Source organism: Phyllobacterium sp. T2-21 (assembly GCF_055378485.1).
In genome coordinates, this window is record NZ_AP027912.1 from 108937 (window position 1) to 123939 (window position 15003).

General features: G+C 61.5%; 14 protein-coding genes. 9 read left to right on the top strand and 5 right to left on the bottom strand.

The window, feature by feature from the left end:
- Positions 1-31: 31 nt before the first annotated feature.
- Positions 32-1162: a GNAT family N-acetyltransferase gene (locus tag ACZ5FP_RS00560; protein ID WP_464661565.1), complete on the bottom strand. Its 1131-nt coding sequence runs from the start codon at positions 1160-1162 to the stop codon at positions 32-34.
- Between the two features lie 140 nt (positions 1163-1302).
- On the opposite strand from ACZ5FP_RS00560, the gene ACZ5FP_RS00565 reads away from it, so the two are divergent.
- Positions 1303-2499, top strand: coding sequence for an FAD-dependent oxidoreductase (locus ACZ5FP_RS00565; RefSeq protein ID WP_464661566.1), 1197 nt, complete (start codon positions 1303-1305; stop codon positions 2497-2499).
- Between the two features lie 24 nt (positions 2500-2523).
- On the opposite strand, the gene ACZ5FP_RS00570 is transcribed toward ACZ5FP_RS00565, so the two are convergent.
- Positions 2524-3408 carry a methyltransferase domain-containing protein gene (locus ACZ5FP_RS00570; protein WP_464661567.1) on the bottom strand — a complete coding sequence of 295 codons (885 nt, stop codon included), beginning with the start codon at positions 3406-3408 and terminating at the stop codon, positions 2524-2526.
- A 209-nt stretch (positions 3409-3617) separates the two neighbouring features.
- Here ACZ5FP_RS00570 and ACZ5FP_RS00575 point away from each other — a divergent pair, with 209 nt between their 5' ends.
- The 3 genes from ACZ5FP_RS00575 (at position 3618) to ACZ5FP_RS00585 (ending at position 5798) form a co-directional block, all read left to right on the top strand.
- A complete protein-coding gene (locus ACZ5FP_RS00575; RefSeq protein WP_223613625.1) occupies positions 3618-3992 on the top strand; it encodes a YciI family protein in 375 nt (124 codons plus the stop codon).
- Entirely contained in the window at positions 3989-5230 is a 1242-nt protein-coding gene (locus ACZ5FP_RS00580; protein ID WP_464661568.1) for an RNA polymerase sigma factor, read from the top strand. Before ACZ5FP_RS00575 ends, ACZ5FP_RS00580 begins: the two co-directional genes overlap by 4 nt.
- Positions 5231-5321: 91 nt before the next feature.
- The gene (locus ACZ5FP_RS00585) at positions 5322-5798 is read left to right on the top strand and encodes an SRPBCC family protein (RefSeq protein WP_464661569.1); all 477 of its coding nucleotides are present in this window, start codon (positions 5322-5324) and stop codon (positions 5796-5798) included.
- A 70-nt stretch (positions 5799-5868) separates the two neighbouring features.
- Here the strand turns inward: ACZ5FP_RS00585 and ACZ5FP_RS00590 are convergent, their stop codons facing one another.
- Both ACZ5FP_RS00590 and cbiE read right to left on the bottom strand, forming a co-directional pair.
- Complete coding sequence (locus tag ACZ5FP_RS00590; RefSeq protein ID WP_464661570.1) at positions 5869-6918, bottom strand: DUF475 domain-containing protein; 1050 nt, start codon at positions 6916-6918, stop codon at positions 5869-5871.
- Between the two features lie 180 nt (positions 6919-7098).
- Entirely contained in the window at positions 7099-8316 is a 1218-nt protein-coding gene (gene cbiE, locus ACZ5FP_RS00595) for a precorrin-6y C5,15-methyltransferase (decarboxylating) subunit CbiE (RefSeq protein WP_464661571.1), read from the bottom strand.
- 156 nt (positions 8317-8472) lie between these two features.
- Between cbiE and cobG the strand changes: the two genes are divergently transcribed.
- The 5 genes from cobG (at position 8473) to purU (ending at position 13937) form a co-directional block, all read left to right on the top strand.
- Positions 8473-9879, top strand: a complete 1407-nt coding sequence (gene cobG, locus ACZ5FP_RS00600) for a precorrin-3B synthase (RefSeq protein WP_464663126.1) — start codon at positions 8473-8475, stop codon at positions 9877-9879.
- A complete protein-coding gene (locus ACZ5FP_RS00605) occupies positions 9872-10498 on the top strand; it encodes a precorrin-8X methylmutase (protein WP_403180685.1) in 627 nt (208 codons plus the stop codon). The genes cobG and ACZ5FP_RS00605 overlap by 8 nt, the downstream gene beginning before the upstream one ends.
- Complete coding sequence (locus ACZ5FP_RS00610) at positions 10498-11238, top strand: precorrin-2 C(20)-methyltransferase (RefSeq protein ID WP_464661572.1); 741 nt, start codon at positions 10498-10500, stop codon at positions 11236-11238. Before ACZ5FP_RS00605 ends, ACZ5FP_RS00610 begins: the two co-directional genes overlap by 1 nt.
- Positions 11235-12932 carry a precorrin-3B C(17)-methyltransferase gene (gene cobJ, locus ACZ5FP_RS00615; RefSeq protein ID WP_464661573.1) on the top strand — a complete coding sequence of 566 codons (1698 nt, stop codon included), beginning with the start codon at positions 11235-11237 and terminating at the stop codon, positions 12930-12932. The genes ACZ5FP_RS00610 and cobJ overlap by 4 nt, the downstream gene beginning before the upstream one ends.
- A gap of 150 nt (positions 12933-13082) precedes the next feature.
- Entirely contained in the window at positions 13083-13937 is an 855-nt protein-coding gene (gene purU / locus ACZ5FP_RS00620) for a formyltetrahydrofolate deformylase (RefSeq protein ID WP_464661574.1), read from the top strand.
- On the opposite strand, the gene ACZ5FP_RS00625 is transcribed toward purU, so the two are convergent.
- Positions 13934-14860: a 2-hydroxyacid dehydrogenase gene (locus tag ACZ5FP_RS00625; protein WP_223613635.1), complete on the bottom strand. Its 927-nt coding sequence runs from the start codon at positions 14858-14860 to the stop codon at positions 13934-13936. The genes purU and ACZ5FP_RS00625 overlap by 4 nt on opposite strands.
- Positions 14861-15003 lie beyond the last annotated feature (143 nt).

Genomic DNA, 15003 nt, shown 5'->3' on the forward strand with positions numbered 1-15003 from the left:
TGGCGTATTCACTATCGTATCTCTTATGGCATTAGCGCAACGCGCGTAAGACTTTCCACTTGAGCGGCCTGAGTTTCTGCCACAAGGGCGTCGCACGCAGCCTCTCCATCACCCGCAACCGCGTAGCAATGACCCGTCCCCGCGCCGTGCGGACAAGCGTCATCTTCTTCAGGTCGATGGTGACGTCGCAGCAGTTCAGCTTCCATGGCTCGTCGCCGATGCCGAGATCCAGGCAATCATAGCCGCTATCGAGCAAATGGCGCAGCAGCAGATAGTGCAGCACCCGCCCCGGAGAATATTTGGACCATTCGCCGGATTCAAACGTGAACACCAGCCCGTAATAGTGCCTGCCTTCGACCAGCGCCCACATCGCCGCGATAACCTGGCCGTTCACGACAAGCGCCGACAGGTGCAGCGCATTTGCCGCGGCAAAATTGTCGGTTCCCAGTGTGAAAAAGCTCTGCTTCTCCGGCTCCTTGTCGAAACCCGGCACCTGCGTTTCTTCAAACCGGCGCTGTTTCTGGGCAAGCAGCGTCTCCAGAACAAAGGCGCGTTCTTCCGGCGTCCCGGCAATCAGCAGCCGGCATTCGCCCAGCCGCTCCAGCGCCCGATGCCGGTTCCGCAGGTTCTTCGACCCCGGCTGCGACTGATCGACCTCCGGCCAGCTGCGCTTGAGATTTGTCAGGTGGCACGACTCGCCGTTCAAGTCTTCAGCCAGCAGGAACAGCGGATTCGTGCGGTCGCGGATTTGCTCCGGCATTTTGTCGAAGATCGCCATGTCGAACGGCGGCAAGGCTTTCGCAATCCTGTTCCACAGCTGTTCGGCGGATGTCCGCGTCCATTCATCGCCGTTGGGAAACAGGATCGGCGCGTTGTAATCCGCCACGCCATCATCGACGAAGGTGAGGACGCGCCCGCCATGCCGGGACGAGAGGCTGAACGGCAGAAAGCACAGCGGATTTCCGGAGAGATCCCAGACCTCGACCAGACAAAGCCGATTGCCCGGCCGGGTGCCATAGGATGCCAGCCACGTCTGCAGGAATGTGGTCGTCTGGAAAATATACTGCCTTGCATCCGTGGCCGTACCGGCCGCCGGCCATTGGGGCGAGAGCTGATCGGGATGGCTGTAAACCCGGATATCATATTCTGGAATCACAAACATTCACCCCTTCACGACAGACGCATACGTGAACACTCTATCCACAACCAGCATAATCGATTGTTTAACATACATCTTATTTACGCTGTATTATCCGGCTTCACATTGATTGATCGAGCTGTCTACAGGTCTGCGGAGCATGCATGGTTGAACCGGAATTGGCAATTCAAGGGACGGAGGCACAGCCCATCCAGACCGACGTGGTGATCATCGGAGGCGGGCTGGCGGGAGCCAGTGCCGCCACCGCGCTGTTCCGTCAGGGCTACGATGTGACCCTGATCAGCAGTCACGAGCGTCATCCGCCGGACTTTCGCGCCGAGAAAGTCGCGCAAACCCAGATGGAGCTGTTCGAGCGCATCGGTCTTGGCGATGTCGTGCGTGCCGAGGTGACCGCTTTTGACGGCGTATGGCTCCACCGATTCGGCCGGTTCGAGCGAACCACGACGCCCGAATATGGCGGCGATTATTCCGATCTGGTCAATACAGTGCGCCGTGCCATCCCTGCGGGCGTGCGTTCCATTGTCGGCCGGGTCGATGACATTGCGACCAGCGAAAACCTGCAGCGCGTGACATTGTCCGATGGCCGGAAATTCACCGCACGGCTCCTGATCGTTGCCACGGGGCTCGGCGATACGATCCGCAAGAAGCTCGGGATCGAACGGGACATCATAAGCCCGCAGCATTCGCTGTGCTGCGGTTTCGATCTGGTACAGCCGCGATCGCATTTTCCCTTTCCATCCCTTGTGTGGAACGGGGCAAAATTCAATGACCGCGTGTCCTACCTGACGCTCTTTCCCATAGGCGATAAAATTCGCGCCAACTTCTTCGTTTATCGGACATCGTCGGAGGAATGGACCCGCACATTCCGGGATCAGCCCGCGCAGGGTCTGCGCACAGTGATGCCGGGTCTGGAAAAGGTGTTTGGCGAAATTACCATTGCCGGTCCGGTCATTGCCCGCCCCATTGACCTGGTACAGGTGCACAATCACGAACAGGATGGGGTTGTTCTCATCGGGGACGCCTTCTGCGTCGTCTGCCCGATCACCGGCACGGGGATTGAAAAAGCCCTCACCGACGTGGACCGGCTGTGCAACACATATATTCCGCGCTGGTTCAAAAGTGCAGGCATGTCCAAGGCAAAAATCCATGAATTTTACACCGACCCCATCAAGACAGCCCGGGACGCTTCGGCAATGAAGATGAGTTTCGACGCGAAGAAGATCAAAACCGACCTTGGCATGCGCTGGAAATTGCGGCGGTTGCGCAGCAACACGCTGGGCCGTGCGCGCTATGTGGTGCGCGCCACCGTCAAGCAGCTGCGGTCACCGGCACCCAAATAAGTCGCGGCGTGTCGGGATTTCCGTTCACGGCCATTCCGCAATGACCACGCCGGACAGCATGTCCATCTGCATATCAGGCCGGTCGAAAGGCGGCGCCATTCCCGAAACGGAACGGGCCAGATGCTCCCGCGGGATTGCGCGGGCATTGATGACGCGGACATTTTTCCAGCCATTGGCTTCGAATGCCCTGACATAGTCCAGCGGGCGGCGCCTGTTGGGCTGTCCGGGAAAGGAAAACAGCCGGTAAAGACCTTCCGAGTATCGATAGATATTGTTCGGATCCTGCTCGCGGATCCAGCGGGAGTGTGTCTGATAATCGACGATGTGCTCGGCGATGCAGCCGCTGCGGGCAACCTTGGAGATATTGGCAATCGTCGCTTCGATGTCGTCATAGTGTTCGAATGCAGCACAGCTCAGGATCAGGTCGAACTTTCTGTTGTCCGCCAGCCGTGGAATGTCGAAATCCCGGCCGACGCGATAGCTGAACAGGTCGGAATCGGGGCCTTCGGTCAGTTGTTTCGCCCGGTCGATACTGGGAGCATAGGCTTCGCGCTCCGGAAACCGGTCGAAAAGTCTGGCAAAATAGGCGGCTGGCTCCGAGCCCGCGAGTTCGAACACGTCAACGGCACGATAGGACTTGGCGCCATAGCCGAGCAGGATGGCGCCGGTGCCGAGCGACGACCCCGGACACAGCTCAAGGACGTCCTTGCCCTCCAGATCGAAGCCGGCGGGCAGATACCGCTTCCACGAGGCGACTGTGTCGTAGACATAGTCGATGCGGCCATCGGTGTCGGAGCGGTCGACCTTGTTGGGCGTCGTATAGCCCTGCAGCTTGTTTTTTGCCCAGGCCAGAGCGAGGAAAACAATGCCGATCCCGTACATGGCCGCATTGCGCATACTGTGTCCCATTCATTACCCCGTCACTTGATTCTTTAACCGCCGGCTGGCTGTGCATGTTCGCCTGCCAGGCATTAGAGAGCAGTTTCGTTTCCAGCGTCAACCGCTGGTTGCCAACGAATTTCACTCCGCAAGGCGAGCCGAGGCAGGCTTGCAATTTTTCTCGACCTCATGTCGGGATCAGCGATAGTGGTTCGTCTTGAGGAAGAAGGAGTAACGGGATGCTTTACGCCATACTTTGCTACAACATGGAGGACGTGGTCGGTTCGTGGTCCAAGGAGGAAGACGACCTTGTCATGGAACGGCTTGGTGTCGTGCAGGACAAGCTCGCCAAATCAGGCAAGCTGGGGCCTGTCGCCCGGCTGCTGCCCACGACCGCTGCGACAACGCTGCGCAAATCCCGCGGCGAGCCCCTCGTCATCGACGGCCCCTTTGCCGAGACCAAGGAACAGTTTCTCGGATTCTACGTGGTTGACTGCGAATCGCTCGACGAGGCACTCGATATCGCCCGCGATCTGGCGCAGGCCAATCCCGGACAGGGGTCCTACGAGATACGCCCGATCGCCCTGTTCAGACCCGGATCGGGTTCCCAATGACCGACCCGGCCTGGATCGATGCCGCGCTGACAGCCGCGCGCCCGCAGGCGGTGGGTGCCCTGTTGCGCTATTTCCGCAATCTCGACACGGCGGAAGAAGCCTTCCAGGAGGCCTGTCTGCGCGCGCTGAAAAACTGGCCGAAGAACGGCCCGCCGCGTGACCCCACGGCGTGGCTGATCTTTGTCGGCCGCAACAGCGCCATCGATACCGTACGGCGTCAGGCCAAGCAGCAGCCGCTGCCGCCCGAAGACCTGCTGTCCGACCTCGGAGATGCCGAATCGGCCATCGCCGAGAAGATCGACAGCGCCGACTACCGCGACGATATCCTCCGGCTGCTGTTCATCTGCTGTCATCCCGATCTTCCGGCCACGCAGCAGATTGCGCTGGCACTGCGCATCGTGTCGGGACTTTCGGTCCGCCAGATCGCCCGGGCGTTTCTTGTCGGCGAAAGCGCCATGGAGCAGCGCATCACCCGAGCCAAGGGGCGGATTTCCTCCGGCGAAATCCCGTTCGACACACCCGATGCCTTCGAGCGGGCAGAACGGCTTTCAGCCGTGAGTGCAATGATCTACCTGATCTTCAACGAGGGCTATTCAGCAGGCAGCACTGAGGTGGCGGCGCGGTTTCCGCTCTGCGACGAGGCGATCCGGCTGGCGCGCCTGCTCCTGCGCATTTTCCCCGCGGAACCGGAAATCATGGGGCTGACCGCCCTTCTGCTGCTGCAGCATGCCCGTGCCAAAGCCCGATTCGACGCGGAAGGCGCGGTCGTTCTGCTGGACGATCAGGACCGCGGCCTGTGGAACCTGACGATGATCGCCGAAGGTCTTGCCCTGATCGACAAGGCCATGCGCCACCGGCAGCCGGGCGCCTATCAGGTGCAGGCGGCCATTGCCGCCCTGCATGCGCGGGCCCGGCAGCCGCAGGATACGGACTGGCTGGAAATCGATCAGCTCTATGCCGCGCTCGAACGGATAAGCCCCTCACCCGTTGTCACGCTGAATCGCTCCATAGCGGTGGCCAAGGTGCATGGTGCCGAGGCGGCGCTGCTGCTGATCGAGCCGCTGGAAGACAGGCTTTCCGGCTATTTTCACTTCTTCGGCGTCAAGGGCGGGCTGCTGATGCAGCTTGGCCGCAGCCGGGAGGCACGCATTGCCTTCGACCGCGCGATAGCCCTTGCCAATACACCGGCGGAAGCCGCCCATATCCGCATGCATCTCGACCGCCTCAGCCAGAACTGATCACGGAAAAATAGGAAAAATTCCGATACCGTGTCGGTCTCGCCGATTGCCATTCGTCCTTGCATCGAAACCATTCACGCAGGAGACCATCATGAAATCCACCAGCGAAATTACCGACCGCGACCTCGTTATCACCCGCATCATTGATGCACCCCGCGCAAACATATTCCGGGCCTGGACCGAGGTCGATCTTCTCAAGCAGTGGTTCGCGCCGCTGCCCTACACCACACCGCACGCCGAGCTTGACGTGCGCGCCGGGGGCACCAGCGTCATCGTCATGCGCGGACCAGATGGCACCGAGTTTCCCAATCAAGGCGTCTATCTCGAAGTCGTGGAAAACGAACGGCTCGTCTTCACCGATGCCTATACCAGCGACTGGAAGCCGTCGGAGAAACCGTTCATGACCGGCATCATCACGCTGGAAGATGCCGGCGGCGGCAAGACGAAATACACCGCGCTTGTCCGGCACTGGACGGTGGCCGACCGGGAAGCCCACGAAAAAATGGGCTTTCATGCAGGCTGGGGTCTGTGCACCGACCAGCTCGCAGCCCTCGCTGCCAGGCTCTAAACCCCTTCATTTCACCTGCAAAAAAGCCATCCGGAACCCGGATGGCTTTTTGTCGGGACATTGAAGCGGATCAGGCGTGTTCCGCCTCATCCGGATGCCGGCGCCGGTAGCGGATCGACGACCAGAGCGAGAAGATGATCAGTGCCGCGCCGATGAAACCGGTGATCACTTCGGGAATATGAAACAAGGTCTGGCAATACATGATCACCGCAAGCACAAGGATCGCGTAGAATGCCCCGTGCTCGAGATAGCGGTACTGGCCGAGCGTTTCCTTCTCCACCATCATGATGGTCAGCGCGCGCACGTAGAACGCACCGATGCCCAGACCGATCGCTATGACAAACAGATTGGTCGACAGCGCGAACGCACCGATGACACCGTCGAACGAAAAACTCGCATCGAGCACTTCCAGATACAGGAACGCGCCAAGCCCGCCCTTGTGGACCGTGTCCATCTGTTCCTGCGAGGCATCGAGAATCGCGCCAAGCCCCTCCACCACGAGGAAGGTCAGCAGGCCGTAAATGGCCGACGTCAGGAACGTCACCGACTCCGCACCCTCGAGCTGCCTGGAAAAGAAGATGATCAATGCCAGGACCACGCCGACCTCGATGCCCTGCACCGAAGCAAAGCGGGACGCGCGGCTTTCAACGACGCGAATCCAGTGCACGTCTTTCTCATGATCGAAGAAGAACTTGAGGCCGACCATCAGGAGAAACGTACCGCCAAAGGCGGAAATGCCGACATGGGCGTCCTGCATGATCCGCGCATATTGCTCCGGATTTGAAATGGCCAGCTTCAGCGCCGAAATCGGATCGATCCACGCGGCGATCGCGACAATCGCCAGCGGGAAGATGATCCGCATGCCGAACACGGCGATGATGATGCCCCAGGTCAGAAACCGTCGCTGCCAGACCGGCGTCATGTCCCGGAGAATCCTGGCGTTCACAATCGCATTGTCGAAGGACAGCGAAATTTCAAGAATGCCCAGCACCGCACAGATGAAGAGGACTGATAATGTGCCTTCGACCGTGCCCGAATAGACGAACCCTATCCACGCACCGAGCGCCAGCCCAACCGCCGTGAACAGAAACGGCCAGGTGAAGTACTTGTAAGTTGCCATATTTAATTCCTGCTAGAGTCTCCCAGATTGCTATCGGGGCCGGAAATCAAAACGGCGGTCACGACCGAGAGATCGGAACTTGTGTACCGGTTGAATATGAATTCGCGCGCAATAGCAATCACCCGCCCCCCTTAGACTGCATAATCCTGTCGCAATCCTGTCGCGGCGCCGGTCCGGCTGTCAATCTGCAGGTTTGCGGACCGAATAGATCACCACGGGCAAGGCGGAGCGCCACGCATCAAAGGAACCGAGCGGCTGCGCCTGCGCAACGGCAAGTTTTGTCAGCTCGCCGCCGAACCTGCCGCGCCAGCCGATCAGTGCCGCCTCGCTCTGCAGGGTCACGGCATTGGCCACAAGCCGCCCGCCCGGCTTCAGCGCGTTCCAGCAGGCCTCCATCACACCGCTGTCGGTAACGCCGCCGCCGATGAATATGGCGTCCGGGCTGGCCAGACCGGAAAGTGCTGCCGGGGCTTCCCCCCGGACCAGCTGCAGATCTGGAACACCCAGCGCGCGGGCATTGCGCTCGATGACGCCTTGCCGCCCGTCATTGGCCTCCACGGCGATTGTCCGGCAGGAGGGATCGCTCCGCATCCATTCGATGCCGATGGAGCCGCATCCGGCCCCGACGTCCCACAACAACTCTCCCGGACGCGGCCCGAGCCGCGCCAGGGTGACGGCGCGGACATCCCGCTTGGTCAACTGGCCGTCATTCTCATAGGCCTCGTCAGGCAGGCCCGAAAGGATGGAATAGGACCGCGCCTCCGGTTCGGCCGGTCCGCAATCCACCGCGAGAACATTGAGATCGGCGCCCCGGGGGTGATGCCATTCCCCGGCCGATCCCTCGACGCGATGTTCCGCCGCCCCGCCCATATGTTCGAGCACCGTAAGCCGGGCAGAACCAAAGCCATTGGCCGTCAGCATCTGCGCCACCTGTGCCGGCGTGCCGCCATCATTGCTGAGGATCAGCAGCTTTTCTCCCGGCGTGAACGATCTGAACAGGGTTTCCACGGGCCGCCCGTGCACGCTGAGCAATTGGACTTGCTGCACCGGCCAGCCCATCGCCGCCGCCGCAAGGGAAAAGGAGGACGGCGCGGGCAGAATGCGCATTTCACTCCGGTCGATGAACCGCGTCAGCGTTGCCCCCATGCCGAAATGCATGGGATCGCCGCTGGCAAGCACCACCACTTGGGTGCCGCGCAACGCCGTCAGGGTGGGATAGACATCGGAAAAGGGCGTCGGCCACGCGATCCGCTTTGCGCCAAGTGTTTCCGGCAGGAATTCGAGGTGCCGCCTGCCGCCGAAAACCGTGGTGGCATGGTCCAGCGCGGCGCGGGCATTGGCACCCAGTCCGCCATAACCGTCTTCACCAATCCCGATAATCGTCAGCCAAGGCGTCATGTCATGTCCCGTTGATTGCAGAGGCTATGCATGCCCGAAAGCGCCGGAAGGGTCAACGAAGCTCAAACAGCATGCCCGTTGCGATTGCGGATCATAATTCTTTCCTCCGCACCGGCCATCCTGTAAAACCCTGATCCGATGAGCCAGTTAAGCACCATGGACGCAGTCCCGAACAGAATTGAAGACCGGCGGTCCGCCTGCCCCGGATTGTTTCGCATGGCCAAGGCGCTTGATGGCGCGATATGCCGGGTGAAGCTGACATTCGGCACGCTGAGTGCCGAACAGGCGCGCCGCGTTGCCGATGCAGCCCGGCAGTTCGGCAATGGCGTCATCGAGATCACCAACCGGGCCAACCTGCAGATTCGCGGCGTGCGGCCCGATACGGAAAATCCGCTGATCGCAGCGCTGCTGGCCGCCGGGCTCGGGCCATTGACCGACCGGGGCGACGATGTGCGCAATGTCATGGTCAGCCCGATCGCCGGTGTCGTGCCGGGCAGTTTCGACGTGCGGCCGCTGGCCTTGCAGCTGCTGGAAATCCTGCAGACCAATGCCTCCTACCAGCGCCTGTCGCCGAAATTTTCCATTCTCGTCGACGGCGGCGAAAGCGTTGCCATGGTGGAGCATCCCCATGACATCTGGCTGAGCGCCATCGACGCGGACAGTGATCATCCACGATTTGCTTTTGGCGTTGCAGGAACACCGCCTGCGAAGACAGATGACATGCCCGCCCTCGGCAGTGTCGGCGCATCCCGGGCCATGCAGCTGGTCACGGCGATTCTCGATGTGTTCATCGACTGGAATGCGGCCAACCCGGCGGCCTCGCGGCTCCGCCACATGATCGCAGCCATCGGGCGCGACGCATTCGCCGCCCAGCTGGAAAAGCGTCTGAATTTTTCAATACGCAATGAACAGGCCGATCAATGGCGCCGGTCCTTGCCCCGCCCGCACGGTCATCACGGCCTGCTGCCGGAACGCGGCAGCGACCACCGCCTTGCCGGCGCCATGCCAGCGCTCGGACGCCTTGATCCCGACAGGCTGGACGCCGTGGCGGCACTGGCTGCAAAAAACAGCAATGGAAAGCTGCTGATAACGCCGTGGCAGAGCATAATGTTGCCTGAAGTGCCCGAAGCCATGGCATCGCAAACAGTGCGGGAGCTTGAAGCCCTTGGGTTCGCCGCCCGGCCGGATAGTCCGCTTGCAACCATGATCAGTTGTTCCGGCTCCGCCGGTTGCGGATCGGCGCTCGGCGCAACGCAGGCCGATGGCCTCAAGCTCGGCGCATTGCTGCGCAACACGGCTCCTGATATGGCGGTTCACCTGACCGGCTGCGCCAAATCCTGCGCCTCGCCTTCGGCAAAACCGGTCACGCTGGTTGCAACCGAACCGGGGTACTACAACATATTTCTGCGTGCGACCAATGGACCGTCGCGTTTTGGCAAGCTATTGGCTGCACATGTTACTATCGAGGAAGCTGCCGACTGGATCGGCAACCTTCCGTTGAATTCCCGGCCATCGACCCAAAGGCCGCTCACTTCCGGCTCTGGGGGGCCACCGCATGCTTGACTATATCCGCGACGGTCAGGCGATCTATGATCGCTCCTTCGCCATCATCCGCTCCGAGGCCGATCTCAGCCGCATTCCCGCCGATCTGGAAAAGCTGGCCGTGCGCGTCGCCCATGCCTGCGGCATGGTCGATGTGATCGGGGACCTCGCCTTTTCCGAAGGCGCGGGTGCAGCGGGTGTTGCCGCCCTGGCCGGGGGCGCACCCATCCTGTGCGATGCCCGCATGGTGCTCGAAGGGGTGACGCGCGCGCGCCTGCCCGCCAACAATGACGTCATCTGCACGCTCTCGGACCCGTCCGTCGCCGCTCTCGCCCGCGACATGGGCAATACCCGTTCGGCGGCGGCACTCGAACTGTGGCGCCCGCATCTCGCCGGTGCCGTGGTGGCCTTCGGCAATGCACCGACCGCCCTGTTCCGTCTCCTCGAAATGCTCGATGAAGGCGCGCCGAAACCCGCGCTCATCCTTGGCTTTCCCGTCGGCTTCGTCGGCGCGATGGAATCGAAGGCGGCGCTGGCCGAAAACAGCCGCGGCGTTCCCTTCGTCGTCGTGCACGGGCGGCGGGGCGGCAGCGCCATGGCCGCAGCCGCACTCAACGCACTCGCTTCGGAGAAAGAATAATGCCGCAGCCTGGACGGCTTTTCGGACTGGGCGTTGGTCCCGGCGATCCCGAACTCATTACCCTCAAGGCCCTGCGGCTGCTGCAGGCGGCGCCGGTCGTCGCCTATCACGCGGCCAAGGGCAAGAAGGGCAATGCGCTGACCATCGTCGAGACCTATCTCAACGACAAACAGTTGCTTGTGCCGCTGATCTATCCGGTCACCACGGAAAAGCTGCCGGCGCACATGAATTATGAAGCCATCGTCAGCGATTTCTACGGCGAGATCACTGAACGTCTCAAAACGCATCTGGATGCGGGCAAGGATGTCGCCGTCATTGCCGAGGGCGATCCGTTCTTCTACGGCTCCTTCATGTATATCCACGACCGGCTGGCCGAACAGTATGAGACGGAAGTCGTGCCCGGCGTCTGCTCCATTCTGGGTGGCGCGGCCGTGCTCGGTGCGCCGCTGGTCTACCGCAACCAGACATTGACGGTGCTCTCCGGCGTGCTTCCGGCCCATGAGCTGAAAACCCGCCTCGCCGCAACGGAAGCGGCCGCCATCATGAAGCTCGGCAAGAATCTGGCGAAGGTGCGCGATGTCATCGCCGACCTCGGGCTGATGGACCGCGCCCTTTACGTCGAGCGCGCCACCATGGACGCCCAGCGCATTGTGCCGTTGCGCGATGTCGATCCGGAGTCCTCACCCTATTTCTCGCTCATCCTGGTGCCTGGCGAGAAATGGCAGGGTGGCGGCGAATGACAGCCCCGCTTGTCCTGATGGTTTTGAGCGCGCAGGGCATGGAAACAGCGCTGCGGATCAAGGCCGGTTATCCCGAAGCGGCCATTCACGGGCTGGAAGGCCGCGTGCAGGGTGCCGACCACACCTATACCAATTTCGGCGAAACGCTGCGCACCCATTACCGCAGCGGCAACGCCATTGCCGCCCTGTGCTCCGCCGGCATTACAATCCGCGCGCTTGCACCGTTGCTGGAAAACAAGGGCGGCGAACCACCGGTACTCGCCATTGCCGACGATGGCAGCGCCGTGGTGCCACTGCTCGGCGGAACCACCGGCGTCAATGTGCTGGCGCGGCAGCTGTCAAAAATTCTCGACGTATCGCCTGCGATCACCACATCGGGCGAATTGCGCTTCGGCACCTGCCTGCTCAATCCGCCGGCGGAATTCCATCTGCAGAACCCCGAGGACGGCAAGCGCTTCATCGCGGATCTTCTCGCCGGCCAGACCGTGCGGATCGATGGTCCGGCGCCGTGGCTGGAAGAGGCGCGCCTGCCGGTCGACGATAACGGCACGATGCATATCCGCATCACGCCGTCGGATAGTACCCCGCAGAAGAACGAGCTGGTCTTTCATCCCAAAGTGGCGGTTGTCGGCATTGCCGGTGATTTCAGTGCTGAAGAGGTGCGGGCCGCGCTTGCGGCGGAGAATATCGCGCTTGCTTCCGTCGTCTGCCTTGCCGCCAGCGAAGAACGCAGTGCAAGCGCCCCGCTCCACCATCTTGCGGCTGAGCTTGGCCTGCCGCTGCGGCTGCTTCCGGCAAACAGAAATAGTGCCGGAGATATCCTATCGGCCTTCATCAAGGAGCCGGTACGCCAAAGCGGCAACGATAGGCTTGCCATCGCCGTTGCGGCCACGCCCGATGACGTGACACGCGCCGGACATCGGCGCGGCCGCCTTGCGGTCATCGGGCTTGGACCCGGTGACCCTGACTTCATGATCCCGGCCGTCAGGCAGGAACTGCAGCGTGCTGAGGACGTTCTCGGCTACGAGACCTATGTGCGCATGGCCGGGTCTTTCCGGCCCGATCAAATCATTCACATGACGGACAATCGCGAGGAAATGCAGCGTGCCCGCCACGCCTTCGATCTTGCCGCGTCAGGCCGCTCGGTGGTGATGATTTCATCCGGCGACCCCGGTGTGTTCGCCATGGCTGCCGCCGTGGTCGAGGCCTTGCACGAATCCGACAATCCGGCCTGGCACGGGGTCGACCTGCAGATTCTTCCCGGCGTTTCCGCCGCGATGGCGGCCGCCAGCCGCAGCGGCGCACCGCTCGGCCATGATTTCTGCATCCTGTCGCTGTCCGACAATCTGAAACCGTGGGACATCATTGAAAAGCGCATCGCGTTGGCGGCCGAAGCGGATTTCGCCATGGCCTTTTACAATCCGATCTCCAAACCGCGCCCCTGGCAATTGCCGCGCGCCATCGAAATCCTGCGCCAGCACCGGGCGCCGCAAACGCCCATCGTGCTTGGCCGCGACATCGGCCGTCCGGCGGAAACCCTGCGCGTCATCACCCTGGCGGACCTCACACCCGAGCAGGTCGACATGCGCACGGTCATTCTCGTGGGATCATCCCTCACCCGGAACTTTGACCGGGTGGATGGCGGCCAGTGGGTCTATACCCCGCGCTGGTACGGAACCAAGCCCGCCGGTTGAAGGGAATCTCATCGCCCGGTGACGAAAGATCATTTGACCGGGCACCCGAATGCCGGAAAAAGGACTGAGCGCTTCGCATTTGTGTCGACGCGCTTCTTCCGCCCTCACTATGATCGCCGTCCATTGTCGCCCGTATCCCTGGAGTTTCCCATGCCAAACAAGAACTATGTCCTCACCCTGTCGTGCGAAGACAAGCCTGGGATCGTGGCATCGGTGACGACGGAGCTGGCGGCGCTGGATGCCAATATCGCCGAGAGCAACCAGTTCTGGGACCGGCAGACCAACCGCTTCTTCATGCGCATCGCCTTTGCCGCCTCGGAAGAAACCTCCAAGGACGATGTCGAGCGGGCGCTGAAGCCGGCCATCGAGCGCTTCGGCATGAAGACCACGCTGATCGACCAGGCCAAGAAGCCGAAGATCGTCATCATGGTGTCGAAGTTCGACCATGCGCTGTTGCACCTGTTCTACCAGATCAAGGTCGGCTGGCTCGATGCGGAAGTGGCCGCCATCGTCTCCAACCACGAGGACAGCCGCCGCTTTGCCGAGCATGAGGGCATCCCCTACCATGTGCTGCCCGTGTCGAAGGACAACAAGACGGCGCAGGAGGAGGCGCTGCTGAAGATCGTCAAGGACACCGGCGCCGATCTCGTCATCCTCGCCCGCTACATGCAGGTTCTGTCGGACACTCTGTCCAAACGGCTGTTCGGCAAGGTGATCAACATCCACCATTCATTCCTGCCGAGCTTCAAGGGGGCAAAGCCCTATCACCAGGCGTTCGAGCGCGGGGTGAAGCTGATCGGCGCCACGGCGCATTATGTCACGCCCGACCTCGACGAGGGCCCGATCATCGAACAGGAGACCGAGCGGGTCAGCCATGCCATGAGCGCCGAGGACTTTGTCGCCACCGGCCGCGATATCGAGAGCCGGGTGCTCGCCCGCGCCGTCAAGAAGCACCTCGAATCCCGCGTCATGCTCAACGGCCACAAGACCGTGGTGTTCGGCTAGGGCTTTTCCGCAAAATAGTGTTCCAGATTGGTGACGACGCGATCCGCCATGGCGCGGCGCGTCTCCAGCGTGGCGCTGCCCATATGCGGCTGCAGCACGACATTGTCGAGCTTGAACAGGGCTTCCGGCACGGACGGCTCATCGGCGAACACATCAAGTCCGGCGCGGCCAAGTTCGCCCGATTGCAGCAGTTCCACCAGCGCCGCCTCGTCGACCACCGTACCGCGTGCCACATTGACGAATGTTCCGTCTGGACCGAGCGCCTGCAGGACCTCGCGGGAAATCACGCCCCGTGTTGCCTCGCCGCCCGGCAGGATGGCGATGAGCGCGGCGCTGTCGCGGGCAAGCTCGACGAGATTGTCGTAATAGGCATAGGGCGCGTCAGCCTTCCTGCTGCGGGTGTGGTAGGCAACGTCGCATCCGAATGCCAGAAGCTTCTTGGCGATGACGCTGCCGATGCGCCCGAGCCCGACAAGGCCGACGCGCTTGCCTTCGATACCCAGCGCCAGCGGTGCGCTTTCGCCCCTGGCCCAGCGCCCCTCGCGCACGAAACGATCGTTCTTGACCAGATCGCGCGTCGCGGCGAGCAGCAGCAGCAGCGCCATGTTCGCCGTGTCTTCATTCAGCACATCGGGCGTATTGGCGACCCGGATTCCCCTGGTATTGGCATAGGCGACATCCAGCGAGTCTGTTCCGACACCGAAAGACGAAATGATCTCCACCTGAGGCAACAGGTCGATCATATCGGCGGTGATGCCGGTGAACGTGCTCGTCACCGCAGCGCGAAAACGCCCGGCATTCTCCTGCAGGAATTTCAGCGCATCCTTTTCCGCGTAGAGTTTCTCCACCGCATATCTTTTCTCCAGCTCCGCCAGCAGATAGGGCATGAGGGGGCCGAGCACGAGAACCGGTTGTTTTGTCATGAATGGATATCCTTCGGAAAATAACGAGGCAGGAGCGCGATCATAGCCAGATCGCCGGGCTTATGCCAAACCTTCAATAAGAATTTACCTGTAAAGCAATTGATCGTATATGACTTTTTGGCACGTTCTGACAATTCTCGTGC